Origin of the sequence: Chryseobacterium sp. FH2, assembly GCF_001045455.1 — a bacterium.
In the GTDB taxonomy this organism is placed as follows: Bacteria; Bacteroidota; Bacteroidia; order Flavobacteriales; family Weeksellaceae; genus Chryseobacterium.
Genome location: NZ_LFNE01000011.1, coordinates 114,438 through 140,045, shown reverse-complemented (window position 1 = coordinate 140,045; position 25,608 = coordinate 114,438). Strand labels below are relative to the sequence as shown.

Here is a 25,608-nt window from a genome sequence, read left to right as displayed (position 1 = left end):
CTTTAGGGTGGTTTTAGCGGTGGGGCTCACCTGTTCCCATTCCGAACACAGAAGTTAAGCCCACCAGCGCCGATGGTACTGCGAAAGCGGGAGAGTAGGTCGCCGCCAGTTTTTATTTACAACTCCTTTATCGAAAGATAAAGGAGTTTTTTTTTTCCACAAAATAACGGGTTAGAAGCCGAAGCCTTGTCAATGCGACGGGAAATCAACTATTTTACTGTTAAGTATATCCCAATAAGCCATACACCTTAATATCTGTGTAATTTGTGCTATCTCTTGAAGCACCTTAATGCATAACTTTTATCAAAATCTCTTTTTGCTCATCTCTGGATCTTATATTTTTTATTTTGTAGACCAACCTTATCAAATTTTATGATAATTTCTATTACTTTTTAGAAATTCAGTTCCGAATGGATATGCAAAAAGCTTTATAGTTACTCGGTGATGAAGATTCTCCTTTTTGGTTGGCAAAATAATCCTTTCTCATTTTAAAGAGAACTTATGGTAAAAACAATTCTGCTATTATATGAAGCTGCCGGAATCGTCACTGAAACCCCGCTTACCCCTAATTGGACAGGAATATTAGAATAAGATGCAAGAGCCAACAAAGCCTGAATTCTGAATAACTCAATATCTGTAGTTGAAAGTGTCAAATAAGTTGTACCGCCGGTTATTGAACATGCAAGGCAGGCTGTTGTTCCGTTTCCCGTTCTTTTTGCTGATAATATTAAAGAACTATGCCATGTTGGATTAGCTTCGTAATGTACGGAAACCTTTCCGCTTCCTAATAGTAAAGGAACACTAGCCGCTAAAAGTATTTGATTGGTTTCACTTTCATAGCTTCCGGTATAATTGGTTCCTGCTTCAGTGATTGAAGGAACTGCAACAGACCAGTTCGTACCGCCTACCGTTAATGTACGTTGTGCATGAACAAAAGAAATACCGGAAGTTATTAAAGAGACGATAAATATGATTTTAAAAAATAAACTTTCGTAAAGATGATTATAGACTTTCATTTCTTTATATTTTATTCAGTGATAGTATAAGTGATAAGAACGGGAGTATTAGTTCTTGCGGCCAAATTACTATAAGTATTGGTTAATAAACTAATAGTAAGTCGATGACCGTTGTTTGCTCCATTTCCTGTAAATGCACCGCCAATTCCACTGATAATTGTCACAGGTATTGTTGTAAGGGTGACCTGTGCGGAAGGGATTCCCAAACTGCCACCACCAGAACCAGAAGCGGCGGCAACTTGTAGTTTTATATCAACCCCGGGAATGACTTGGTTGATGGATGCTGTAATATTCCTTGTCAAACCACCAGAAGCAATAGCGGATGTATAATTAATCCATTTTGTGGAGTTGGCCGCAGGGTTTACAATAGGTCTTCCCGCTTCAGCCGGAGCTGTAAACCCTAAATTAATATTTCCTGAAGGTTCAATATTCATCAAAGTTACAATAGGTAAAGCCAGGGTAACATTTATGTTTCCTGTAGTTTGTGTATAGGCTTTTAGAAATATTGTAAAGCACGCTAGGCCTAATATTTTGCCAATTGAGTTCATTTTTGTTTTTTAGTTTGATTATAACCTACTTTTATGCTTTCTTGTTGATATTTTATTTCGGTTTGCTGTTTTATGATATTGACAGTTAATTTTTTAGTTTCAGAAGAGTTTAAAATAAATTGAAATGTATCCATTGAGATTTTATATCTTTTGTCTAATCCGTTCCTATAAATTTTCAGAGTCCATTCTCCGGGGCGGAGATAGGTGAAGTCGAAACTTTCTCCAAAAAAACAATTTTTACGATAGGTCTGTTCCCCATTTGAAGCTTCAACAATGATGCTTTCTTTTTTCTTTTTCTCTTTTTTGATCTGAAATTGAGCAAAATTCGTTTCATTTTCAGTAAACTGGATTTGTCCCTGAATATCTGCAGCACTCATCAACCCGAAATTGAAAATATTTTCTTTATTTACCAGATTTACAGTGGTCGGTAAAGTGATATTTGGAATATCATTAATTTCTGTTGTTGAGCGGTCAATTTCAAAAAAATAATCTCCGGGAATTATATTTTTAAATGTGAAATTTCCATTTTTGTCTGTTACAGATAAATGATTACCTAGGATTAATCGAATTCCGTCAACTTTTTTTACACCAAGATTATGTATATTTCCTGATAAAGTTGTGTATTCCGCCGTTTTTTGAACCGGAGGGTTTAATCGCAAAGTATATCTTAAAGAAAAAATAAAATCTTTATTCCCCAATTCACCACGCTGTAAAGTATAGCGTCCCGATAAATCAAATTCATGACCGGGAAAAATCTGCTGATGGAAAAGTAATTCAAAAAGATTTCTGTCGGTGTAATATTCTTCAGGCATATAATTATTCTGATAAAACAAACTGAAATTCATTTTGTCAGAAAATCTGCTTAAAATTCTTGCTCCATAATAAAACTGCTCCTGATTCTGCAATTGATAACGTGAAGTAAGGGTATAGCTTCCATAAATATTAAAAGAGGTTTTAAACTTTTCGAAACCGATATTTACGGTATAAAAACTTGAATTTCCTTTAAAATCAGTCAGGTAATTATCAGTTTTCCCAAATTGCCCCTCAATATTTACTTGAAAAATGGCAATTTGCTGGTCAACACTTACTCTGAAAAAATTTTCATAATAATCAAATTCTTTTGGCATCAAACGGTCTTCATATCTTTGGAAACCATTGTAAAGCATTATAGAACCACCTTTCATATATCTGTATTGAAGGCCATATTGTAAAAATTTTCTATAAGGCGCTGCCAAAAATAGAGTATCTCTCTGAAAATTTCGGGCATCCTGAAGATAATTTGTAAGCAAACTAATTTTTTTTGTAAGCTTATATTGAATACTTCCATTAAAATTGCTGGTATTGTTGAAATATCCTGCAAATTGAGGACTTGCTCTCATATACATTATATTTCCGCTAATCCTTTCAAAGCTTGCCTGTGCTTGCAGCATATAAGCGTTTCCTTCAGCTTTATCTGTTTTACTGTAAGCTGTTTCACTGGAAACTTCAAGGTTTTTCGACAGTTTAAATTTCCCGGTTACATAAGGTAAATGAGCATTTGAATCTAATTTTAAATTACTAAAACTTAAAGCAACATCTTCCGTTCTTGGTATTTTATATAAATATCCCGCTGTAATCTCTGATTCCTTTTTTATTTTAAATTTTGAATAAAAATTAAATTCGTCTTTTATATCCCGGAAGAATCTTGGATGATTGTAAAAGCCTCCGAAACTGAATTTTTTTATATCGAAGCGTAATTCGGCCCCGCGACCATATCTTGCATATTCAGTTAAATAAGATGATGAATAATTTTTATCTCCCAGATGCACAGAAAAATGCTCACGGCTATAATTGATGTAATATTCTTCATATTGAGTAAAAGAGTTGAATTCGACAGGATTCTGCGTCACTGCATGAAACTCAAAAAGATTTTTATTGTTCTTATCCAAACTTCCTTTTCCATATACTTCACCCTGAAAACCGTCATCGTAACTTCCGCGATTCCTCATCCCGATAAAAGAAAGAGAAGCAGCAACAGGAAATCTGTGGTAAATATCGTCTTCAGTAGGCTTAACCGAAATGATTTTTACACTTGTATAAGCAGTTTGGCTTTCCTTTGGATTATCAACAGAGTAAACGGATAGATTGAGATTTTGATATTCATTTTTACCTAAATTGATATCTGTTATTTTGCTTACAGTGATAATTTTAGATTCTCCCGGAGATAAATTGAGTGTTGCATTTTGATCTACCACTGCATTTTTACTCTCCAAAATAAGGTTTTCGGTAATATTCCCGTTATTTTTTAAAAGAAAAGCTGATTTAATAGTTTCTCCGGCTTTTACAAATTCTGGAGAATTTAATGTAATCAATGAAAGTTTCCGGTTTCCCGAAATTATTATTTCAGAGTTTTCAATGAATTTTTCGCCACTACTTTTTTCTGTTCCACGGAGGGTTATGGTATATTTTCCCTGTGGAGTTTCTGTTGCAATTTTTACAGGAAGAATGTAAACCGCATTTTCATTGGGGGGAGCCGAAAATACACCGTCTGTCAGAATCGGAACAATGAATCTGCTTGAAATGTCAACGGAAACATTATAAATTTTACTTTCAGGGGTTCTGTTTTCTATTGTAAAGGAAATAGAAGTAGAAGTTCCCGGCAGCAGACTATCTTTCTTGCTGACAAAATCGTTAGGTTGTTTTTGAGCAAAAATAAATACTGGGAATAGTATGAAAAAATATAGGACCCAATTTTTAATCATTTTTTACTTCTAGTTCAACATTAAGGGCGAAAGCATTTTCATCTTCATCGGTTGCAATAATTACAGCTTTATATTTATCTGGTGGTATTTTACTGATATCAATTTGAAAAGATTTGGATGTTTGGGGCAAAACTCCCATTGCATGGCTGGTAAAACTTCCAATTTTCTGACCATTTTTGCGGCTGTATATTTCAATAGATGCAGTCGGTTTACAATAAAGATTACCATTGTTGGCAATGGCTATCTTTAGAATCTGTTTTCCGTTTTCTTTATCTATTTTTACGCTTTCAAATTTTAGATTTGGTTTTGCATTTTCAGCATCATAATCTGTAATTACCTGGATTGCATATCGTACAACAGATGTGATATTCACCCCTTCTTTATTTTCGTTTGGTTTTATCTCTTCTACAGGCTCTACGATAATGACACTCCAATAACTTCCTGATTCTTTGATCTGCTCAGGTACTGTGATTTCATAATAGACTTCAGTTTTTTCTTTGGCTTTTAATGTGATCAGATTAGTATTAAGCCTTATCCAGTTTGCATTGGTTTTTATATTGGTTTGTGGAGTGGTATAATGAATAGAACCATCAGCCTGATACGTAAAGTCCTGTAGAAAAATTTTTATATTTTGAGGTTTGTTATCCGTATTTTCAATCGTAATTTTTCCCTTGTAAACCTTACCATTTTCTACTTTATAATTATGAGTAAGACCATTGAGGATAACAATATTAGCCTGTAAAAAACAACAAGGCAGGATAATAATAATAAACAAGAGAATACGCTTTGTCATATTAATGTCTAGGATTTAAATATAGGTAACAAAAAACCAAGAAGAAACTGAATAAACGATTTCTTCTTAATAAAGATGATTGGAAAATTTACAGATATTAGTTATCCGAAATAGTATAAGTTACAGTGGCTACAGCTGTAGAAGTTGCCTCCAAATCTGCATATGCAGCGACTGTACCGGGTCCGCTTCCCGGAGCAAGCTCATAGGTAAGGTTGTGACCGTTGTTAGCTCCATCACCCGTATAAGCACTTCCAATTCCGGACACGATAGTTTGGTCAGCGGCACTTAATGTCAATTGAGCTGAAGGATTTCCTAATGTCCCTCCGCCTGAACCGGTTGCAGCTGCGGCTGTTACCCTGATATCGATACCGGGAATTACAGCATTTAATTTTACAGAAACATTGCGTGTAGCATCTGCAACAGATTTTATGGAAGAATAATTCAACCAAAGTGTATTGTCTGTACCACTCGGAACGATAGGCAAACCGGCTTCTGTGGGTGGCGTAAACCCTAAAGTAATGTTTTTTGTTGCTGCGGGTTCGATGTCTACCAATGCAACTTCAGGGATGGTAATCACAATAGTGTGATTGTCGGAATTTGTGTCCTGTGCACTCAAGGTTGAAGAAAATGCAGCGGCTGCAAAAAACAGAGCTAAAGTGAATTTTAATTTTTTCATGGTGTTATAGTTTTAAAAAGTGAAGTTAATGAAATTCAGTATAATATAAAATGTTTTAATAATAAATTTTTATTATTATTTCTTTTGTTTAAATATTTTAATATGGTTATAAAATTTATATTTAATAATTATATCAGAAATAAAAAGTCTTACACAATTTTGCATAAGACTTGAAATTTTATTTTCCAAAAATACTTTTCAACTAACTCCAGTGAGGGTCTGAGACCGATGGTTTCCCTGTTTCCACTCTTCCTGCAAAATGCCAGATATGATTTCCTGCAATAAGTTTTATGTCATACCAGCCTTTTGTTTTGTTAAGATTGATTGTAAGCCTTTCTTCAGTCTGATGTAAAGAAATTTTCTTTTGGCTCTTTTCATATAAATCATCCAACGTGACAGAAATATCATTTTTATCATTCTTTTTGAATACTAATTCCACTTCGTTTTTTAAGAAACTGTTTATCAACGAAATTTTCAGTTCAGGAAAATTTTGCCCTTTGAAGTTTCTATAAAAACCGTTTGGCCCAAAAACCTCATAATCATATTTCTCTGAATTTACAGGATGAGATAATTCTTGCTTTGAATATAAAGCATAAGAAAAATGGAAATTGTCATTATCAAATTGAGCTCTGTTATAAACTAATAAAGGAACTCCTGTTTCTTTGAGGTTGGTCATTTTGATTTTCCCATTTTCAAGATTCACGTGGTAATTATATGGAAGTGCATTTGACGGTTTCAATCCTCTTTCCTGAATATCCAGTAAGTTGCTGTTTAATTCGTTTTCAGAATACCATTTTAGGTTGGGAACAGGTTTGTTTTTTGCAGAATTGATGGTCTTAGCATAATCTTTTTGATTCAGATAATCCATCTGTGGAATTTTTACGCTTGATGAATTGAATGCTGAAGTCAAATCTCCGCAAATAGCTCTTCTCCAATTGCTGATATTATCAACCGTTACATCTTTATTAAATTTTTTCTGAATAAATTTTTCCAAAAACTGAAGTACAGAAGTGTGATCTGAAACTTCGGAATTCACAAACCCCCCTTTCGTCCAAGGTGATGCAATGATCATCGGAACCCTGTACCCTAAGCCAACAGTACCTTCGATTCTTTCGTGATCTTTCAATTTTTGGGTCTGCATATATTCCTGGCTCTTATCTACATATTCTGCGCCTTCTTTTCCATTCATATCAACAGGTTGGCTAGGATTCATAGGAGGAGCGAAAGGTAATACATGATCAAAATATCCGTCATTTTCATCATAATTAATAATGAAAATAGTCTTTTTCCAGGTTTCAGGATCTTTGGTTAAAATATTCAAAACTTCTGAAATATACCATGCTCCGTACCAAGGCGAACCAGGATGATCTGAAAAATGTTCAGGTGCTACTAACCAGGAGACCAACGGCAATTTTTTATCCTCAACATCTTTTCTGAACTGGTACAGCACATCACCTTTCGGAACAACTAATCTTTCTCCATTTTCATCCTGCCCGATTTCTAGGTTCCAATAATCAGGATCGCTAACGTTTGTGGTAAATGCTTTTTCATGAAGATTTTTTTGCTTTTGAGAAAGTTTAGCAAAATTTTCAGGTTTATATTCTTTCAAATCATTTTGAAGTTCGGCAATCATTCCTTCCAATCTCTCTTTCTGATTCGGATTTTTCTCGATTTCCTTTTCTAAATAAGAGATGATATTCGGAATATTTTTGTGATAGCCTTTAGAAAATTTTACATTAAAATTTGAAAACCATTCAATTGGGTTGTCTGTAAAATTGCTTAACCAAGCTTCCTGTTCACCAGACATTCCTTTAGGGAGGCTGATTTCATTCTGATAAATTTTCCAGGACACATTTTGTTCTTCTAAAATTTCAGGAAAACTTTTCCATCGTGCCTGTCTTGCTTTATCATAATCAATATTTTCATTATAAACATTGGCTTTTACTTTACCATTTTTATGTTCACGAAGTGTTCCTGACCAAAGAAAAAGCCGGTTTGGGGTAGTTCCTGTCAGTGATGAGCAAAAATATTGGTCGAAAATCGTAAAAGCATCGGCTAACTGATAATAAAATGGTAAATCTTCACGGTTGTAATATCCCAAAGTCAGCGGAATATCTTTATAATCCTTGTTTCCGGAAGATTTTGCCTGAAGCCATTGGTCATATTTTCCTTTATTTAAAGCCTTTTGCTGATTGTCCCAAGAGTGGGGCAGAGAGCTCATCCAGGTAGATTTTGTATTTCTTAAATCTAAACGGGCGGGTGATGCATATTTTCCTGTATTATTTTTTTGAAAGAAAACGGAGTGACCATCTGGTTTTGTGAAAGCTCTTTTGTCTAAAAATCCTCTCACCCCTTTTAATGTACCGAAAGCATGGTCGAAGGAACGGTTTTCCTGCATTAAAATGACTACATGTTCCGCATCATAAAAAGTTGACCGGGCGGCAGGTTCTATCGTTAACGCCTTTAGAATAGCAGGGTGTAACATGGTAGTTGTTCCTAATCCTGCTAAAAGTAAACTTGATTTTTCTAAAAATTCTCTTCTGTTCATATCCAATCGTAATAATAAAGAAACCGCAAGCTAAAAAATAACTTTTCTGCGATTTCTTTAAAGATATTAAAATTAAAAAGTTTTTTATTGTAACCACCAAGGTTTAGAGTTGATATTATCATTTCCTCCATATTGCGATGTCAGTGCTGCCTGAAGATTTGCACTGTTGTAATTGTATTCAGCTTGCGGATATCTGAATCTAAATGGTGCTGCAATCCCTGCTTGTAAAGGGTAATTTGGGTATCCCGTCCTTAGGTAATCGTAATAAGAAGTCCATTGAGACTGATGGAACATAGTCATATATTTCTGAGTCATGATTTTTTCCAATTGTACAGCTAAAGGCTCGGAAGCATTGTAAGAAACTAATGGCGTTGTCAGATATTGATTTACATCAAATCCTGCAAAATATTGATTTGGATTTTTTACATACGCCTGATAAAATGTAAAACTAGCTTTTACAGCATTATCATAATGCGTTTTTGCAGAACCTGATATCCAGCCTCTTGCTGCTGCTTCTGCTAAAATAAATTCTAATTCAGAATAGCTTAGAATGTTTGAAGGTTCGTTTGTTGCGTCCTTATAGAAACGGTCGTTTACTTTGGAAATATTTTTTGCAGTAATCAAAGCTGCATTGTCAGAATATGATGAAGTAGGGTTTCCACCATTGTAACCGGTAAAATCCGTAAGTGGTTTTCCTGCCTCTTTTGCACCTGTTGTCTGTGCAGCGAAAGTGAACAATCGTGGATCTTGCCTGTCTTTAAACATATTGATAAAATAATCTGCCATATACAAGCTCGACCCATAACCACTATTATTGAACATCGTATATCTGCTGTCTGCTGCGTCTGCAAATTTTAATTCTCCGTTATCCGTGATTGAAGTCATTAAAGGTTGGTTTTCAGCAATTGAAGCGAATTCTGTTGCGATATTATAACTTCCAATCGTGGTTTTCTTAGACATTGTAACCAAAATTTTAAGACGGAAAGAATTGATTAATTTTTTCCATTTTGAAGCGTCCCCGTTATAAATAATATCACCTTCAATTTTATCATTGGAATTAATCAAATCATTTGCTTCTTTTAATTCTGTTAAAATTCCTGCCATTACAGTTTCCTGACTGTCATATTTTGGCTGAGTAATTCCGGATTCACCTTTTACAGCTTCAGAATAAGGAATGCTTCCGAATTTTAAACTTAAATTAAAGAAATAATATGCTCTGTAAAACTTACCGATAGCCTGATAGTTTTTATTATTGATTTTTTCAGCTTCCTGCATCATTTTCACGGTGTTCAAAAGCCCTTTTGTATAGACGTCGAAAGAAGCTTCACCCCATTTCATATATTGATATGTATTTTCTCCGTCTGTTCCGATCATCATTCGGGAAGCATACATATTGTCACCGTTTACCTGAAAAGCATTTTGAGAAACGTATGTCAAAAGAAATTTTGGATCTACACTTGCCTGATCGTTTGGATTTTCATTGATGGTGTCAAGGTTTGATTCACAAGAAGTCAATGCTAATAATCCTACAATAAATAATGATTTTATAATATTTTTCATTTTAAACTGAATGCTTTTTAATTAAAATTTAAGATTAAACCCAATTCCGAACCATCTGCTCGAAGGATCCTGAATGTCATTTCCGGAACCATCCTGAGTATTACCGATTTTAAAGTCCGGATCTGAGTACAGGTTTTTAGATTTTTTCCACATCGCCAAATTATATGCTGAAATATTTGCGGTGAAACCTTTTACCATTCCTTTTGGATTAAGTAAAGAAGAGAAATCGTATTCAAGAATTACAGATCTTAACTTCACGAAAGTTCTGTCGAACACGTTGGCAAACATTTCACTTTCATCTTCTGTCACTCTCGCCTGATAAGGATAATTTTGTGCCCAATCCTGGAAGCTGATTGCTTTTGTGTGCGGAGTGTAAGTTCCTGTTGATGCATTATAATTTACACCATCCGGTACGAAATAATAGGTTCCCGGATTTGCATACTCCAAATCTCTGTACTGTGTAGAATTCGGATGTTTTCCTCCCCACCACATTTTTTCTACTACCTGAGATCTCATCACGCCGCCGATGCTTCCATCAATTCCAATATTCAAGCTTAATTTTTTATACTTGAATGTATTGTTAAACCCAAATGTCCAGTCCGGACCGAAATGTCCTAAGTTGGATGGAGTATTAGCTCTTGTCGGCATTCCTGTATTAGCATTCAGAATCACTTTTCCGTCGGGAGATTTTTGCCATGTGATATCATAGTAGCTATCCATTCTTTCGCCTAATTTAATATTATTATAGTTGGGCATATTTCCATAAATGGAAGTTAATTTTTGCTCATAAGTGCTCCAGTTGATTAAAGACTTCCATGTGAAATTGTTTGTTTTCACAGGAACTATACCTAATGAAACTTCGAAACCTTTAGTCGTGTATTCGTTACCGTTTACATATTGAGACGTAAAGCCTGAAGAGGGTGCACTTGGAAACTGAAGAATATTATTATAATCCAATGTTCTGAAATACGTAGCATCCAGAGTAATTCTGCTGTTGAATAAACCTGCGCTTAAACCTAATTCATAAGATTTTGTCTGTTCCGGCTTTAATGTATTTTCAACATTCAAAGTTGTAGGATAATAGAACGTAGGATTTCCGTTAAAAGTGGTTCCGTTATTATTTAAATAATAATTTCTGATCGAATAAGGCTGGAAATCATACGCTACTTTTGCCCATGAAGCAGATACTTTTAATAAATTAACAGCTTCTGGCATTTTAATTAAATTCGATATAACTGCACTCAATGAAGCAGAAGGGTAGAAGTAAGATCTGTTGGCTTTGGGCAGAGTAGAAGACCAGTCGTTACGTCCGGAAATGTTGATAAAAAAGGCATTGTATAATTCAATATCAATTGTAGAATATGCACTGTAAATCAATTTTTCCTTTAAATACTGATAATTTTTTACGGCACCGGCAGAATTTTCCAAGTTGTAAACCTCAGGAATCTGCAAACCGTCTGTAGAGGCGTTGTCTATATTGTTTTTATAGTAAAAAGCAGAACCTCCGGCATTGATGGTAAAATTAAAATTCTCTGAGATTTTCTTTTTATATGTTGCTAAAACATCATAGTTGAGATTCCAGGTTTTAGTGTCGTTTAGAATGTAGCCTCCATTTCTTGGAGCGCTGTAGTTAAAGTAAGAATAGGGGCTCAGAATTTCCTGCTTATTATGATTTTCAACAATTGAAATCTTACCTTTTACCGAAAAATCTTTCGTGGCCTTATATTCTAAACCTGTCTGCGCATTGATGATATCAGTTCTGTTTTTATTTTTATAATATTCAGCACCAAACCAAGGATTGTTGTACCAGGCGTAGTTCCAGTTGGCTTGTGTTCTGCCTTCCTGTCCCGGAACCCACATATGATTTTTTAGATCCCTTCCATCTACGTCGCCTCCCATCCAAATCAAAATAGTGTACATGTGACCACTCGGGTTGTAATCATAGTTTGGAATGTTTGGTGTAAAAGTCTGATTAAAATTAAACTTAGTATCAAAAATTAATTTATCACTGATATGATTTTCTGATGAAAAGTTGATGCCATAACGCTGAAGATAAGCTTCCGGAATTCTGTCATTATAATTCATGAAGTTCCCGGAAAGTCTGTATATGTCTTTATTATTTTTATAACTTATCGAGAAATTGTTATTATTGATTACTGCAGGTTTCATGAAAGTTTTCAGGTTATCGTGATATTCCCAGTCAATCGGGACTCTTTCATACCTGGATTTGTCGTTATACTGGCTTCCTGCAACTGTTCCGTACCAAGGAATAATTTCTCCTGTCTGCTTATCTCTGATTGGGCTGTTCCATTGGGCAATTTTAGTTCCGGGAACGAATTTTGGCCCCCAAATCATATCACCGTCATTCACGCCGCCATCGGCCCCGTCCCAGAATTCATATTTTCCGTGAGAACCGTTTCCGTATTCTGTCTGTGTTTTCGGAAGATTGGTAAATCCGCCTGTAATCATTGTATTTTGAGAAAATTCAACCGTGAAACCTTTCTTTTTTGCACTTTTTGTGGTGATCAAAACAGCTCCGTATCTTCCCCGCGAACCATAAAGTGCAGAGGCGGTTGCTCCTTTCAGCACGTTGATATTATCAATATTATTAGGATCTAAATTTTGAAAAACTTCTTTCTCAACAATTACTCCATCAATTACAAAAACTAAATTTGTATTTCCTCTTAATGTAAATACGGGAGCCTGTTGCATACCGGTCGGGTTAGAAACATTCAAACCTGCAACCTGTCCTGAAAATAAATTTCCGATGCTTGGCGTAGTAATGGTTTCAAATTGCTTCGTACCAACTTCCTGGGTAGAATAACCTATTTTTTCTTTCTTTTTGGCAATACCTAAAGCAGTGATAACTACCCCTTCAATCTGTTTTTCGGAAACTTTTTTTAGAACGATGGAGTAATTTCTCCTGTTTGAAACTTCTACGGTGTATGTTGAAAAATCAGGAGAATAAAATTCTAAGATATCTTTTGGATTGGCTGAAATCGTGAAATTTCCATTTTCATCAGAAATGACACTTTTCCCTGTGTTTTTGTCAGTAATATTGACTCCTGAAACACTGGAACCGTTTTCGGATTTTACATTTCCGGAAATGTTAATTTCTTGGGCAGTAAGATAAAGGGGGAGTAAAAAAACTGCAAAAGTAGCTAAAGTCTTCTTCATTTTTTTGAAAGCAAATTTAGCAGTGTACTGTTACCTGGATTTTACGGCTGTATTAAAAGAAATATATGATTTCAGCTTGGGACAATCATAAAAATTAATAAAATAATAAAGCCAAAAAGTGTGGTAGTTTCACAAATTTTTACTTTTTTTAAATAGTATTATTATATAGGTCTGATAGTGCTTTGAGGTTAGAATCTGCTCAAAATCCCCCAATGGATTTTTATATCATTAAATTTAAACGGATTTCCAAACTCGTTACCGTTAGAAAGCTGGAAACTCATCAAGCCAATCGGGATGAAGAAATTGAATCCGAGCCCGACACTGTAGAGCTTAGGCTTTACGTTTAAAGATTTGTTATTAAGCTGGCCGTATTGCCCGAAAACATCAAAAAAGGCCTGACTTCCGATAAGGTATCGATATTCTAAACTTCCATAATAATAAAAATCGGCAGCGAGGGAGTTTTCATTAAACCCCCGCATGGAATTCCAACCTCCGAAACGGTATAATTCATTGGCGGAAAACTCAATTTTCGAATCCATCATGGCACCCTCAGCTTTTATATTGAGGAAATGATTTCCGTTAATATGATAGTTGTGCTCTCCAAAAAAGTAGAATTGATTTTGTGGAGCTTTGATATTATCTTTAGTATAAGTAGTTGTCAGATAATCATATCCGGCACTTATTTTTGTTTTATAAAGGAATAGATCAATATCAGTAGGATCTATCATTTCAAACCAAACTCCAATACCTTTTTTGTTGTAATCTTTACCCTGAACATACAATGTGTCAATGATGCTCGAGCTCTCAAACGTACCTCGAAAACCGATTTTATTTCTGCTGTTCATATGATAATATAGAGCGGGAAGTGCTTTTACATTCGCAAAGGTAGAATCCTGTCTGAAGATGTTTACCTTCATATTTAACCCGACATTTGATTTAAAAAGATAAGGAATGTCTGTCTGAAGGTCGAAAGTCTGCCCTTTGTCTGGGTTTCTTTGCCAGTACAAATTCACTGTTTCAAAACCATTAAACATATTTCTAAAATTGACGTTCAGGGTTCCGTTTAAGGTAAATTTATCTGTTTTGTCATTTCCAAAACCAATCACTCCATCAAAAGTATTTGTTTTTTTCTTTTCCATGAAAAGATAGATGCTCGTGGAATCTTTTGTAAATAATGTTTGTGGAGGACGTTCCAATGTTACAAACTGATGGCTTTGAAAATTTTTATTAATCGCGATAAGGTTTTTATCGTCGTACGTTTTTCCTTTAAATTCCTTTTCAAGATTTTTCATAAATCTCTTAGGAACTCTTTCGTACCCTTTTACTACAAAAGCATCAATAGTTCTTTTATCATTTTTGTTAATGTCAAGCTCTACGACTGGATAACCGTTTTTCTGACCTTTATATTTTGTTTTAATTCTACTGAAAGCAAAACCGTCATCAATATAAGATTTATTAATACTTTTCTTGGTAGAATCCAGATTTTTAGTAAAAAATTCTTTCTCAGATTTTAATTTTCTTGAAATAGAATCTGAAATATTGACGTACGTTTCGTTGAAGTTTTTGCCTTTATCATAGAAAATTTCTGTACTGTCTCCTTTTACCTTTACATCTTTCAATTGGGTAAAAAAATAATTGCTCTGAGCCAGAGAATCCAGAAACTTAGCTGCAGAAATTGAATCTTTTACTTTTTTCTTTATTTTGGTTTCTGTGTCGATAAGGAAATAATGTTTCTTTTGCGCTTGGGTAAAAACGCAAAACAGCACAAGAAATATTTTCAGAAACAGTTTCAAACTTTAAATTTTTTTACACCATTAAGATTTTATGTAAGGAGTTAAGTTTAATTAAGATAATCATAGCAAATGCTAAACTTAAGCATAGCAAACTCAATATTCTTATTCCTTACATAAAATCTTAATGGTTTAAAATATTATTTAATTATAATTAAAAATTTATTTTATTAACTGAAACTAAGTCAGTTTATTATATTTCTTCATTAAATTCTCATAAGTTCCCTGCGGAAGAATCCATTTTAAAGGGACTCCTATTTTCTGACCGAATTTGCCGAAATAATAATGAGCTTTCCATTTGTTTTTAGTTAAAAGTGCATCAACATATTCTGCAACTTCCAAAGGTTCTGTTCCGTCACCAACATGAGAATTCATCAAAGTATAGACTTTATCGAAAACGTTTTTATAAGGTTCAGAAACTTTCGTCCGTACCCGGTTTTCTGCAATATTGGTTTTAATATCACCCAAATGAAGCGAACAAACGTGAACGTTCCAAGGATATACCTCATATCTCATTGCCTCCGTCACTTTGTCTAAAGCAGATTTTGAAGCCGAATAAAACCCACGGAAAGGTAAGCCCATTTCACTTCCGATACTGGAAATGTTGATGATTTGTCCGAATTTTTTTTCCCGCATTTTTGGCATCACCGCACTCATCATCTGAACGGCCCCGACAAGATTTAAATTAAATAGTTTTAAAATATCTTCTTTCAAAGAATCTTCCACAGCACCCACCATTCCCATTCCGGCGTTGTTGATAAGAACATCGATTCCGGCTTCTGTTTTCAAAACTTCCTCAACAGCATTTTGAACGGCATTATTATCTGTAATATCAGTCGGGATAGACTTAAAATATTGGTTTTCAGTATGTTTTCGGCTTAGGCCGTACACTTTATGACCTTTCTTTCCGAAATATTCTGCTAAAACGAAACCTATTCCTGACGAGGTTCCTGTGATGATGATTACTTTTAAATTCATTAGTTTTTAGATAAAATAATTTTTAAATCCTCCCAAAACATCGGATAAGATTTTTCCACAACATCTTCTTCCTCAATATTTAATTCTTTAATCAGGCAAAACGGCGCAAAGCTCATTGCCATTCTGTGATCCTGATACGTTGCAATTGAAATGTTCTCCTGAGGTTCGCTGAAACGGGTTGATTTTATCGTCAAATCTGTAATTTCAGTTTCGGTTCCTAATTTTTTCAATTCATTATATAAAGCCAGCAACCTGTCGGTTTCTTTAACTCTTAACGTCCCCAATCCTGAAATTTCAAACGGGATTTTCAGTGCAGCAGCAGTTACACAAAGAGTTTGAGCGATATCCGGACAATTATTCATATCCAGTACAATTTTTTCCGGGAATTGGAAGTTTTCAACAGGTTGAAGTGTTAATTGATGTTCATCTTCAACAAAAGTTGTTTTAATCCCGAAAAACTGCTCATAAATTTTTGTAATAGCAGAGTCACCTTGGGTGGATTCTTTGTAAAAGCTTTTCAGATGTATGATTTCTCTTCCCAATGCTGCAATAGAGTAGAAATAGGAAGCTGAGCTCCAGTCGCTTTCCACTTCATAATTCACGGTTGATAATTGGTTGTTTTCGTTAAATGGTTCAACCTTAATCGTATTTCCGGCAAAACTTGCCTGAATTCCGAATTTTGCTAAGATATCCAGTGTCATTTCAATATAAGATCTTGAAGTCACTTCGCCTACAAGATTGATTTGCAGTCCGTTTTCTAATTTTCCTGCGATAAGTAACAAAGATGTGATAAATTGACTCGAAATATTGGCAGGAACATTTACCTGAGTTTCAGTTATTTTTCTGCCTGTGATTTTTAATGGAGGAAAACCTTCATTTTGGAGATATTCAATTTCTACTCCCAAATCCTGTAAAGCATTTACCAGATTTTTGATAGGTCTTTCTTTCATCCTTTTCGAACCGGTAAGAATCGTAGTTTTACCTTCCTGGATAGAATAATATGAGGTAAGGAAACGCATTGCTGTTCCCGCGTGGTGAATGTCTACGGTTTCAGTATTCTCGCCTAGTGCTTTTTTGAGCAATTGAGTGTCCTGAGAATTAGACAGGTTCCCGATTTTTATATTGTTAAATAAACTTTCTAAGATCAACAAACGATTCGAAATACTTTTCGAACCGCTGATCTGAATCGTTTTATTTCCAATTAATTTTGATTTTTCAAGCTTCTTCATTATTATTTACTTCATTATATTTAAAGATGATGAGTTAAAAATAATTTAATTCATCACTTATTTCAGTTTTTCATTATTCTGATGGCGGTCTTTGTCGCGATCAGTTTTTATTTTCATTTTCTTGTCGAAAGCTTCCTGCAAGTTTATTCCGGTTTGGTTGGCTAAACATAAAGTTACAAACAACACATCTGCCAATTCTTCGCCTAAATCTTTGTTTTTGTCGCTTTCCTTTTCACTTTGTTCGCCATATCTTCTGGCGATAATTCTGGCAACTTCACCTACTTCTTCCGTTAGCATTGCCATATTGGTCAGTTCATTAAAATAACGGACACCAATAGTTTTTATCCATTCGTCAACTTGCTGTTGCAGATTTGTAATTTCCATTATTGATAAGCTCCTAGAGTAGGGTTTGTAGTTCTTGAAACATTCACGATATCCGTAGGAACAGTTCCTGCAATGGTTGTATTTCCTTTTCCTCTGGCAAAAGATGCTGATTTTACTCTTAAATTAAGCTTTGCGGTAAAATAATTTATAAACTGAGGATCTTCGTTTTTATAACATTGAACAACACTTGAAGGGTTTATATCAAACTGAAATCCTGCCTCTGATGTGTTTGAATATTTTATCAAACAGTTTTGCAGCAAGAAATTGAATTGCTGCCCAGGAGTTTGTTCGAAAGCAATAGAATTATCTTTGTCTGAGTATATTATGCTATTTAAAACATTAAGCTGTTGCAAAGCTCCCTGCTCAGTTTGCCCGTTTTCATTTTTCCATTCGTTGGTAGCAAAAATTCCGTTTCGGGTAAATGAACCCATCACTTTAGAGTAATTGGCAATTGTAGCATGAGTATAGGTATGGTTTCCACCTCTGAAAATACCGATACAAGATTCCCCACAATTGTTCATGACTAAGTTTTTAGCATTCACGGTAGAGTTCACGGCATAAATCCCGTATTCCTGAAAAGTATGGATGAATGAATTGCTGATATTGGCAATAGTCTGCTTCATTTCCAGCCCTTTGGTACCTCCGAAAAGTCTTGCATGATTCATATTTAAAGTAGAACCTGCTTCCAGTTTGATAGAATTCCAGTTTTTAGGAAGCGTGTCATGATCAGCATCGTTTCTGTCTCCACGAAGGATGACTTCATTATCTAAAGCTCCGTTAATATTTAAAGAAGCTCCGGAAGAAATTTTCATTCCGCTGTTTTTATGGAAATATACTTTTGTTCCGGCCTGTATATCTAGTGTAATATTGGAGTCGACAGTCAAATCGCCGTAAATAATTTTAGCTTTATTGTTGGTCCAGGTTGTGTGATTTTCAATTATATTCGGATTTGATGGGGTCTGAATGAAAAATTCGGCATCCTGCACTACTGAAAATAAGGTGACATGCTGTTCTCCTGCCGGACTTGTAAAGATCACGCGATCTTCTGCAATGGCTTCCGGTCCGGTGGCCTCCGGAGCAATTTCAACGAAAATATAAAGACTGTCTTTTTTCCTTAAAGGAACATCTTTAAAATCATATCCCGATTTTCCGTCTACATTGATCTTATATAAAGAGCCTGCTCCTTTTTCAAGATTGATTCTTGGGATCAAAACATCTCTGTCTTCATTATTATATACTTTTACAGCATAGGTTTCAGAACGTACCTGATGATAAACCGTGTCGCAAAAAACGGTATCCCTTGAAAAACTTAACAGCTGAGAAGGCTGATCAAAGTTAATATCATCCTTATTACAAGATACAGCCATCAGAAGCATCCAGAAAGAAAAAGCCAGTAATAATTTGAATTTCATCGAAATTAAAGTTTAATAGATTTCAAATTTAACGAAAATACTTTGAATTTCTTATCAAACAAAAAATATTGCAGAGCTATTTGGATATTAAAAAAAATATTGTATTTTTGCACCCTAAAATTAGCAGAGAAATACCATTACTATTTCGAAAGCAAAACTTTAATTTTTTTAACAATTGTATTATGAAAAACGGAATCCACCCAGAAAATTATAGACTTGTTGTTTTCAAAGATATGAGTAACGACGAGGTGTTTCTTTGCAAATCTACTGCAGAAACAAAAGATACTATCGAGTACGAAGGACAAGAGTACCCATTGATCAAAATGGAAATCTCTTCAACTTCTCACCCTTTCTACACTGGTAAAGTAAAATTAGTAGACACTGCAGGTAGAGTTGATAAGTTTATGAACAAATACAAAAAATTCGCTAAGTAATTTTTTGCTATTCAAGATATTTAAGAGTCTTTCGGTTTCCGGAAGACTTTTTTTATTTTTTTAATGTAGAATTTAAGATTTAGATATTAGAAGTTAGTTTTAGTATTTGTATTTTTGTGTTAACTGGAATTTAGAAACCTATAAACATGAAGTCATAATAAGTGATGCTGTTTATTTACTAATATCTAGCTTCTAACATCTAACTTCTTATAAAAAATGCAAATAGTATTTTCAGATGCGCAATATTGGGAAGATTTTCTTCCGTTAACATTTACCCGCCCTGTTGCAGAAATGCGATGCGGAATCCTCACTTTCTCTGAGAGATGGCAGAAAATTTTAGAGAATACTGAAATTTCTTATTTCACGGAAACTTATCTTCAAAATAAATTCAAAGAGCCTGAAAAAAAGGAAAGCCTTTTTTTGGTAACTAATTTTTTACCGACTGAAGCGGTTATCCAGCAAATAAAAGATTTGAAACAGGGAGAAGCTTTAGTTTATGAAGATGAATTGGTGGCGGCAAGAATCAATATGAAAGATTTTTCTTTACATCAGATCGAAAAAATGACTGATATTAAAGAAGAGCTTGTTTTCTTTAAAAAGCCTAAAGATCTATTTACATACAATTATCAAGCGATTGATTTCGATTTTGATTTGCTGACGAAAGGAAGAACTTCTCAGGAGCTTTCTTCTACCAATGGTCTTTTAGGCGATAAAAAAGATTTGTTCATAGAAAAAGGAGCACAAATTGAATTCTCCACACTCAACACCAAAACCGGAAAAATCTACATCGGAAAAAATACGGAAGTGATGGAAGGTTGCCATCTTCGTGGTCCTATTGCTTTATGTGATGATTCTAAATTTAATTTAGGAGCAAAAATTTACGGTGCAACTACGGTTGGCCCTCATTGTAAAGTAGGAGGGGAGGTAAATAATATTATCATGTTTGGTTATTCGAGTAAAGGACATGATGGTTTTGTCGGAAATTCGGTGATTGGGGAATGGTGTAATTTCGGGGCAGATACCAATTCTTCCAATATGAAAAATAATTACGGGAACGTAAGATTTTGGAATTACAGAACAAAATCTTTTGAAGATACGGGATTACAGTTTGCTGGTCTTATTATGGGTGACCATTCCAAAACAGCCATCAATACTCAGTTAAACACCGGAACGGTTGTGGGGGTTGCTTCCAATATTTTTAAAGAAGGTTTTCCCCCGAATTTGGTAGAGAATTTTTCGTGGGGAGGGTTTAAAGGTGATGAAAGATTTAAATTGGATAAAGCCTACGAAGTAGCAGCAAGAGCAATGGCCAGAAGAAAAGTAGAGCTTACGGATGATGATAAGGCTATTTTGAAGCATATTTTTGATGCTTATTAAATATAAAAACCTCCGGATTTGGAGGTTTTTGTTTTTAGTAATACTCAATTTGCCTGACCCATTTATATAGGTCTTTTCCATCAACATTTTTCACTATTTCTGTCCAGTTTTTTTTGTTTGTTGAAGATGTATTTAAAAACAATTATTGCGGGTTCTTCTATCAGAATAAAATACTTTACTTATATAGTTTTTTTATACTCAAACTTAATATCTTCTGAAACTTTATTATCGTAATATATTATTCACCTTTCCAACTTTTTATCTTTATTCATACGAAGTATAGCCTGAACTTGTAAAAAGACATTGAGCGCACTTATCACATTGGTCCCAAGACACATTTTCTTTACAGTTCCATATTTCTACGGAATAAAAATCTGTACATATCCTTGCAGTAGACAGATTATCTATTTTTATTACGATACCTTTCTGAGAATCATATACAGGAATAAGTTCGTTATCTATAATCTCAACAATTGAAAATGCTGCATCATTGCCATTTTTTCTATAAACAAGATTGTAAACTACCTCAGGACTTTCAAAAATATTGTACGCTCGTAAAGCATAGGTTTGAATGTTATTGACATCCATTTTATAAATGGATGTTTCGTCAATAAAAAATCTCTTCAGATAATCAGAGTTTGAGCCGCTTTTACCTGATAAAGAATTAGCTGACCTTTTAAACTCATTAACTCCGCTTAGAAAAGTTTCTTTTTGAAAAGTAACTGTGCTGATTTTTTGATGGATATGATCACCTGGTTCAGTTTTGTGTTCCGTTATTGCTTCTAAATCAGTTCTACAGGAATGAAAAGAAAGGACAAATGCTGTCATCAGCATCAGCCGAAGAATTAAATTTTTCTTCATAGACTTGTGTGTTTTAAGTTGTTAAATATATAATTTTTTTTATTACTCTACAAAAGTGTGAAAAAGAATTTATAATATAAAACCTATTTTTGCATAAACCTACCCGAAAATAGGGTAAGGCATTGTAACAGAATTATTTTTATATTTGTTTATAAATAGTATACATATGACCAACAATGTTGCAGAGAAAATAAAGAGACTAAGAAAGTCTAAAGGATACTCCCAGGAAGATATGGCAGAAAAGCTGCATATTTCCCAGTCTGCATATGCCAGAATAGAAAACGGAGAAAGTCATTCTTGGGCGACTCATATAGAAAAAATAAGCGAAATATTTGAAATGAAACCTGAAAATTTTCTTACAGACGAAACTAATAATCTTGACCAAGAAAATACAGAGCAAAAAGGCGGTATGGCTTTCCAGTTTGTAGGGACAATTAATACCATCAATTCTCTGTCTGAAAAAATAACGGAATTGTATGAAGAGCGTATTAAAGAGCTGAAAGAGCAGGTAGAATTTTGGAAAAACAAGTCGAAGGACAGCAACTAGGGTAGTAATAAATAATCAGCTGCATGACTTTACATAAAAAACCCACCGGAATTTTCTGGTGGGTTTCTTGTTATTCAGTAATGATAACTATCTTTTTATCCTGATTTTTCAGCTTTTTCTCTTTGTCGTAAAGTGATTCTAAATCGTAATCTATTCTCACAGAATGGTCGTCAGTTTGTTTAAACCAATCATGCTTTCCGGATATTGATTTTATTTTATTATCAAACTTCAGGGTTGTACCTACTTTCTTAAAGAACATCATCACCATTCCCTGAGTGCTTCCTTCATTTTCAGCATCTCCTGCAGGAGAATTTTTTTTCATGGCTTCCTCAATATTTTTCAGATTAAAATTATCTGTATCTATTGTCAGCGTTTTTCCGTCCCAATTATTATAAATGTTCTGGTCTAAAGGTAATTTTTCCTGTTTGGTATAGCTGTTTAGCATTTTGTAATCTGCCTGGTTGAAGTGATCCAGTTTCAAAGCAAATCCTGTAGGTTCATTATTTTCTTTACTGGATTTCATGAAGATTTTTTTCATGATTCTTATCGAGTCAGGATCTTTTGTATTTAATTTTCCTTCTTTTTTTTCGATATCATAAATACTGGTCCATGTGGCCGGAAGTTTATCCATATCGCCAAATTCTTTACCCTTCAAAGAATCCGGAGTCATAGCTTTCATTTCTTTTACAAATTGTTTTATGTCAATATCCATAACAGCTGTAGAAGCTGAATCTTTATGATAAACAATTTCGGAGTTTATATTGCACGACTGCAATGCAAAAAGGCTGATAAGCAGTAAAAATAGAGCTTTTTTCATGGCTTAGTTTTATTATTAATGACAATTTGTATTCGTATGATTATGTGTGCTGTGATCGCCCGGTAAATGGCAGTCACCCTGGTTATCTTTAGAAATAGTCATAGCTTCTGCTCTTGGAGAAATGTAAGGAATACCTAATTCCAAACCTCTTACAATAAACAATCCTCCTAAAATGATCATGACAACAGGAATCACTTTTAAAACTTTTATTCTAAAGGTTTGATTCATTAAATTTCCTACCAGAACTACTGCAAACATAAACGGAAGTGTCCCCAATCCGAATAAAGCCATATATGAAGCTCCCTGCCAAATTCCCCCACTGGCTAAACTGGCCGTCAAAGCCATATAAACCATTCCGCAAGGTAAAAAACCATTTAATAAACCGGTTGTGAATCTTGAGCGGTAATCTGCCTTCTGAAGCAGTTTTCCTAAATTTGATTTTACAGAAAATAAAAATTTAGAAAAGAACGGAATTTTCGAAGCAAAATCTTTTCCTCCAAACGAAAAAACAGCCATAATTATTAACAAAACACCAACGGCAATCGTCAGATATTTTTGAAAACCCGCCATTTCAAAACCTTCACCAATAATTCCTAATATTGCCCCTAAAAGCGAATACGTAAAAATTCTTCCAAATTGGTAAGTGAGATTTTGAAGATAAAAGTTGGTGGCTTGCTTTTTTGTCAATCCCATCGACAAAGCAATAGGCCCACACATTCCGATACAGTGAAAACCGGAAGCAAAACCCAATCCAATTGCCGATAAAATAAGTGCTATTTCCATATCACATCATAATCCATTCTGTAGTCTGTTTTGTTTTTCGTCCACATCAATCTCAATGTGTAATTACCCATTTTCAGAATCTTTGCAGGTATTATAAAAGATTGATTTGCATCCAACTGTTCAGATTTTTTGATATCCAAATTTTGGTCATCGGTTCTGTTTAAAACAAATTTTACCGTAGTATTAGAATTATTATAATCTTTCGGGAAAACTATTTTTATCCCGTTAATATCTTGGCTGTATACAGGTTTTTCCTGTAATGTATCTGCTCTTTTTTTAGCATCAATCACATCCTGATACTGTAATTCTTCTTCATAGTAATTATCGGTTACCATTTCCGAATTTTTCTGCCCGTTCGGGAAAAGAAACATCATGGATAATATAAAAACTATGAATGCAAATAATGCAATTACAACACCGTGTCCCCAACTAAAGTTTTTCATTTCTTAAAATTAAAATTGTAATTTAAATGGTCCTTCAAAATATGTCTGATAAGAGTCGATCAGTTTCCCTTTCATATCATAAACCCCGATGGTGATATTTTGCTTGGAAAGTTTCATTTCGTCCTCCGGGAAACTGATATTGATAGTTCCTTTTGTGATTTTATCTCTTTCTACGGGAATTTTGCTGGATGCGCTGTAGATAATTTCACCATGTGACGGAGAAATTACCTTAATCGTAACAATTTTCTTATCGTTTGTTTTATTTAAGAAGGTGTAATTGTATGTGTTGGTAATTTTGCCGTCTCTTACGAAGAATGTGCTTCCGGCAGGTTTGATGAATTTTGCCTCCATTTCTCCACGATTATAAAGAAGATAACCTAAGAAGCCAACCAAAATAACCAGGAATATAGAGAATCCTTTCATCCTTCCTGTAAACTTAAATTGAGTCTGTTGCTCGATTTCGTTCTCAGAAGCATATCTTATCAGGCCTTTTGGAAGGCCTACTTTTTCCATTACTTCATCACAGGCATCAATACAAGCCGTGCAGTTTACACATTCAAGCTGTTGCCCGTCTCTGATATCGATTCCTGTAGGACATACAACGACACATTGATGACAGTCGATACAATCACCTTTTCCGGCTGCTTTTCTGTCTTCTCCTTTTCTCCATTTTGACCTGTTTTCCCCTCTTTTGAAATCGTAAAATACATTAATGGTATCTTTATCGATTAAAACTCCCTGCAATCTTCCGTACGGGCAAACTAATGTACAAACCTGTTCCCTGAACCATGCAAATACAAAGTAAAAGGCTGCCGTTAAAAGAATCATTACGATAAAATTGGTAGGGTGGGTAAACGGTCCTTCCGACACAATTTTAAATACTTCCTTATAGCCCACAATATACATAAACATGAAGTGGGTGATAATCAGTGAAATGATAATATAAACAGTCCATTTCAGACTCCTTTTCCAGATTTTTTCGCTATTCCACTCTTGCCTGTCCAGCTTCATCTGCTTGTTTCTGTCACCTTCAATGATATATTCAATTTTACGAAATATAGATTCCATAAAAATTGTCTGAGGACATATCCATCCGCAGAAAATTCTTCCGAACGCAATCGTAAAAACGATAATAAATATTAAAGATGCGATAGCACCTAGTGTAAGTATAAAAAAGTCTTGGGGATAAAAAGGCTGTCCGAAGATGTAAAATTCTCTATCAATTACATTAAATAAGATAAGAGGATTACCATTAATCTTGATAAATGGTACTATAAAATAAATAAATAATAATACATAACTTACAAGATTTCTGTAATTGGTGTACCTCCCTTTTGGTTTTCTTGGAAACACCCATTTTCTCTTACCGGATTGATCCATTGTGCCTATAGAATCTCTGTAAGTCTCAGGGTCCAGAACCTGCCCCTGTCCGCCGCGTACTTCTATTTCTTCTATTTCTGACATTTTTGTAAAGTGTTTAAAAAAAGAAAAACA

21 protein-coding genes and 1 rRNA gene are annotated in these 25,608 nt (G+C 34.5%); 4 read left to right on the top strand and 18 right to left on the bottom strand.

The annotated features are described in order from the left end of the window. The first annotated feature begins 3 nt into the window (after positions 1 to 3). Positions 4 to 111: ribosomal RNA gene (gene rrf / locus ACM39_RS16325) — 5S ribosomal RNA — on the top strand. Between the two features lie 377 nt (positions 112 to 488). Here the strand turns inward: rrf and ACM39_RS16320 are convergent. The 13 genes from ACM39_RS16320 to ACM39_RS16260 all read right to left on the bottom strand — a co-directional run bounded on the left by ACM39_RS16320 (position 489) and on the right by ACM39_RS16260 (position 18,852). Further along, on the bottom strand, positions 489 to 1,016 hold the full coding sequence (locus tag ACM39_RS16320; RefSeq protein ID WP_185097468.1) for a hypothetical protein: 528 nt from the start codon (positions 1,014 to 1,016) through the stop codon (positions 489 to 491). 11 nt (positions 1,017 to 1,027) lie between these two features. Then, complete coding sequence (locus tag ACM39_RS16315) at positions 1,028 to 1,564, bottom strand: hypothetical protein (RefSeq protein ID WP_048512110.1); 537 nt, start codon at positions 1,562 to 1,564, stop codon at positions 1,028 to 1,030. Then, entirely contained in the window at positions 1,561 to 4,305 is a 2,745-nt protein-coding gene (locus tag ACM39_RS16310; RefSeq protein ID WP_048512109.1) for a hypothetical protein, read from the bottom strand. Before ACM39_RS16310 ends, ACM39_RS16315 begins: the two co-directional genes overlap by 4 nt. Next, positions 4,298 to 5,098 (bottom strand): WxL protein host-binding domain-containing protein, encoded by an 801-nt coding sequence (locus tag ACM39_RS16305; protein ID WP_048512108.1) that lies wholly within the window; start codon positions 5,096 to 5,098, stop codon positions 4,298 to 4,300. The genes ACM39_RS16310 and ACM39_RS16305 overlap by 8 nt, the downstream gene beginning before the upstream one ends. Positions 5,099 to 5,195: 97 nt before the next feature. Continuing rightward, positions 5,196 to 5,774 carry a hypothetical protein gene (locus ACM39_RS16300; RefSeq protein WP_048512107.1) on the bottom strand — a complete coding sequence of 193 codons (579 nt, stop codon included), beginning with the start codon at positions 5,772 to 5,774 and terminating at the stop codon, positions 5,196 to 5,198. A 202-nt stretch (positions 5,775 to 5,976) separates the two neighbouring features. Next, positions 5,977 to 8,322, bottom strand: coding sequence for a phosphocholine-specific phospholipase C (locus tag ACM39_RS16295; protein ID WP_048512106.1), 2,346 nt, complete (start codon positions 8,320 to 8,322; stop codon positions 5,977 to 5,979). A gap of 84 nt (positions 8,323 to 8,406) precedes the next feature. Further along, on the bottom strand, positions 8,407 to 9,882 hold the full coding sequence (locus tag ACM39_RS16290) for a SusD/RagB family nutrient-binding outer membrane lipoprotein (protein WP_048512105.1): 1,476 nt from the start codon (positions 9,880 to 9,882) through the stop codon (positions 8,407 to 8,409). Between the two features lie 21 nt (positions 9,883 to 9,903). Beyond that, the gene (locus ACM39_RS16285; RefSeq protein WP_048512104.1) at positions 9,904 to 13,059 is read right to left on the bottom strand and encodes a SusC/RagA family TonB-linked outer membrane protein; all 3,156 of its coding nucleotides are present in this window, start codon (positions 13,057 to 13,059) and stop codon (positions 9,904 to 9,906) included. A gap of 188 nt (positions 13,060 to 13,247) precedes the next feature. Further along, a complete protein-coding gene (locus ACM39_RS16280; protein ID WP_228377130.1) occupies positions 13,248 to 14,825 on the bottom strand; it encodes a hypothetical protein in 1,578 nt (525 codons plus the stop codon). 204 nt (positions 14,826 to 15,029) lie between these two features. Continuing rightward, positions 15,030 to 15,827 carry an SDR family oxidoreductase gene (locus ACM39_RS16275; RefSeq protein ID WP_048512102.1) on the bottom strand — a complete coding sequence of 266 codons (798 nt, stop codon included), beginning with the start codon at positions 15,825 to 15,827 and terminating at the stop codon, positions 15,030 to 15,032. After that, positions 15,827 to 17,056, bottom strand: coding sequence for a 3-phosphoshikimate 1-carboxyvinyltransferase (locus ACM39_RS16270; protein WP_048512101.1), 1,230 nt, complete (start codon positions 17,054 to 17,056; stop codon positions 15,827 to 15,829). The genes ACM39_RS16275 and ACM39_RS16270 overlap by 1 nt, the downstream gene beginning before the upstream one ends. 57 nt (positions 17,057 to 17,113) lie before the next feature. After that, the gene (locus ACM39_RS16265; protein WP_048512100.1) at positions 17,114 to 17,440 is read right to left on the bottom strand and encodes a nucleotide pyrophosphohydrolase; all 327 of its coding nucleotides are present in this window, start codon (positions 17,438 to 17,440) and stop codon (positions 17,114 to 17,116) included. Continuing rightward, positions 17,440 to 18,852 (bottom strand): hypothetical protein, encoded by a 1,413-nt coding sequence (locus ACM39_RS16260; protein WP_048512099.1) that lies wholly within the window; start codon positions 18,850 to 18,852, stop codon positions 17,440 to 17,442. Before ACM39_RS16260 ends, ACM39_RS16265 begins: the two co-directional genes overlap by 1 nt. A 182-nt stretch (positions 18,853 to 19,034) precedes the next feature. On the opposite strand from ACM39_RS16260, the gene ACM39_RS16255 reads away from it, so the two are divergent. Continuing rightward, the gene (locus tag ACM39_RS16255) at positions 19,035 to 19,286 is read left to right on the top strand and encodes a type B 50S ribosomal protein L31 (protein ID WP_002976190.1); all 252 of its coding nucleotides are present in this window, start codon (positions 19,035 to 19,037) and stop codon (positions 19,284 to 19,286) included. 216 nt (positions 19,287 to 19,502) lie between these two features. Further along, entirely contained in the window at positions 19,503 to 20,663 is a 1,161-nt protein-coding gene (locus tag ACM39_RS16250) for a GlmU family protein (protein ID WP_048512098.1), read from the top strand. Between the two features lie 264 nt (positions 20,664 to 20,927). Here the strand turns inward: ACM39_RS16250 and ACM39_RS16245 are convergent, their stop codons facing one another. Beyond that, positions 20,928 to 21,524, bottom strand: coding sequence for a hypothetical protein (locus ACM39_RS16245; RefSeq protein WP_048512097.1), 597 nt, complete (start codon positions 21,522 to 21,524; stop codon positions 20,928 to 20,930). A 166-nt stretch (positions 21,525 to 21,690) separates the two neighbouring features. Between ACM39_RS16245 and ACM39_RS16240 the strand changes: the two genes are divergently transcribed. Then, complete coding sequence (locus ACM39_RS16240; protein WP_048512096.1) at positions 21,691 to 22,071, top strand: helix-turn-helix domain-containing protein; 381 nt, start codon at positions 21,691 to 21,693, stop codon at positions 22,069 to 22,071. A gap of 70 nt (positions 22,072 to 22,141) precedes the next feature. Here the strand turns inward: ACM39_RS16240 and ACM39_RS16235 are convergent, their stop codons facing one another. Genes ACM39_RS16235 through ccoG form a run of 4 tightly spaced genes read right to left on the bottom strand, consistent with a single transcriptional unit; the run spans position 22,142 to position 25,578 of the window. Further along, complete coding sequence (locus ACM39_RS16235) at positions 22,142 to 22,888, bottom strand: hypothetical protein (RefSeq protein WP_048512095.1); 747 nt, start codon at positions 22,886 to 22,888, stop codon at positions 22,142 to 22,144. A 15-nt stretch (positions 22,889 to 22,903) separates the two neighbouring features. Continuing rightward, positions 22,904 to 23,671 carry a sulfite exporter TauE/SafE family protein gene (locus ACM39_RS16230; protein WP_048512094.1) on the bottom strand — a complete coding sequence of 256 codons (768 nt, stop codon included), beginning with the start codon at positions 23,669 to 23,671 and terminating at the stop codon, positions 22,904 to 22,906. Then, on the bottom strand, positions 23,662 to 24,114 hold the full coding sequence (locus tag ACM39_RS16225) for a FixH family protein (protein WP_048512093.1): 453 nt from the start codon (positions 24,112 to 24,114) through the stop codon (positions 23,662 to 23,664). Before ACM39_RS16225 ends, ACM39_RS16230 begins: the two co-directional genes overlap by 10 nt. Before the next feature lie 9 nt (positions 24,115 to 24,123). After that, positions 24,124 to 25,578 carry a cytochrome c oxidase accessory protein CcoG gene (gene ccoG, locus ACM39_RS16220; RefSeq protein ID WP_048512092.1) on the bottom strand — a complete coding sequence of 485 codons (1,455 nt, stop codon included), beginning with the start codon at positions 25,576 to 25,578 and terminating at the stop codon, positions 24,124 to 24,126. Positions 25,579 to 25,608 lie beyond the last annotated feature (30 nt).

What these genes read in the sequence shown, in the direction of transcription:
- ACM39_RS16235 (WP_048512095.1), bottom strand. Translation starts at nt 22,888, where the DNA reads ATGAAAAAAGCTCTATTTTTACTGCTTATCAGCCTTTTTGCATTGCAG.
- ACM39_RS16320 (WP_185097468.1), bottom strand. Translation starts at nt 1,016, where the DNA reads ATGAAAGTCTATAATCATCTTTACGAAAGTTTATTTTTTAAAATCATA.
- ACM39_RS16255 (WP_002976190.1), top strand. Translation starts at nt 19,035, where the DNA reads ATGAAAAACGGAATCCACCCAGAAAATTATAGACTTGTTGTTTTCAAA.
- ACM39_RS16300 (WP_048512107.1), bottom strand. Translation starts at nt 5,774, where the DNA reads ATGAAAAAATTAAAATTCACTTTAGCTCTGTTTTTTGCAGCCGCTGCA.
- ACM39_RS16260 (WP_048512099.1), bottom strand. Translation starts at nt 18,852, where the DNA reads ATGAAATTCAAATTATTACTGGCTTTTTCTTTCTGGATGCTTCTGATG.
- ACM39_RS16310 (WP_048512109.1), bottom strand. Translation starts at nt 4,305, where the DNA reads ATGATTAAAAATTGGGTCCTATATTTTTTCATACTATTCCCAGTATTT.
- ACM39_RS16305 (WP_048512108.1), bottom strand. Translation starts at nt 5,098, where the DNA reads ATGACAAAGCGTATTCTCTTGTTTATTATTATTATCCTGCCTTGTTGT.
- ACM39_RS16250 (WP_048512098.1), top strand. Translation starts at nt 19,503, where the DNA reads ATGCAAATAGTATTTTCAGATGCGCAATATTGGGAAGATTTTCTTCCG.
- ACM39_RS16275 (WP_048512102.1), bottom strand. Translation starts at nt 15,827, where the DNA reads ATGAATTTAAAAGTAATCATCATCACAGGAACCTCGTCAGGAATAGGT.
- ACM39_RS16225 (WP_048512093.1), bottom strand. Translation starts at nt 24,114, where the DNA reads ATGAAAAACTTTAGTTGGGGACACGGTGTTGTAATTGCATTATTTGCA.
- ACM39_RS16230 (WP_048512094.1), bottom strand. Translation starts at nt 23,671, where the DNA reads ATGGAAATAGCACTTATTTTATCGGCAATTGGATTGGGTTTTGCTTCC.
- ACM39_RS16295 (WP_048512106.1), bottom strand. Translation starts at nt 8,322, where the DNA reads ATGAACAGAAGAGAATTTTTAGAAAAATCAAGTTTACTTTTAGCAGGA.
- ccoG (WP_048512092.1), bottom strand. Translation starts at nt 25,578, where the DNA reads ATGTCAGAAATAGAAGAAATAGAAGTACGCGGCGGACAGGGGCAGGTT.
- ACM39_RS16270 (WP_048512101.1), bottom strand. Translation starts at nt 17,056, where the DNA reads ATGAAGAAGCTTGAAAAATCAAAATTAATTGGAAATAAAACGATTCAG.
- ACM39_RS16265 (WP_048512100.1), bottom strand. Translation starts at nt 17,440, where the DNA reads ATGGAAATTACAAATCTGCAACAGCAAGTTGACGAATGGATAAAAACT.
- ACM39_RS16285 (WP_048512104.1), bottom strand. Translation starts at nt 13,059, where the DNA reads ATGAAGAAGACTTTAGCTACTTTTGCAGTTTTTTTACTCCCCCTTTAT.
- ACM39_RS16245 (WP_048512097.1), bottom strand. Translation starts at nt 21,524, where the DNA reads ATGAAGAAAAATTTAATTCTTCGGCTGATGCTGATGACAGCATTTGTC.
- ACM39_RS16315 (WP_048512110.1), bottom strand. Translation starts at nt 1,564, where the DNA reads ATGAACTCAATTGGCAAAATATTAGGCCTAGCGTGCTTTACAATATTT.
- ACM39_RS16240 (WP_048512096.1), top strand. Translation starts at nt 21,691, where the DNA reads ATGACCAACAATGTTGCAGAGAAAATAAAGAGACTAAGAAAGTCTAAA.
- ACM39_RS16290 (WP_048512105.1), bottom strand. Translation starts at nt 9,882, where the DNA reads ATGAAAAATATTATAAAATCATTATTTATTGTAGGATTATTAGCATTG.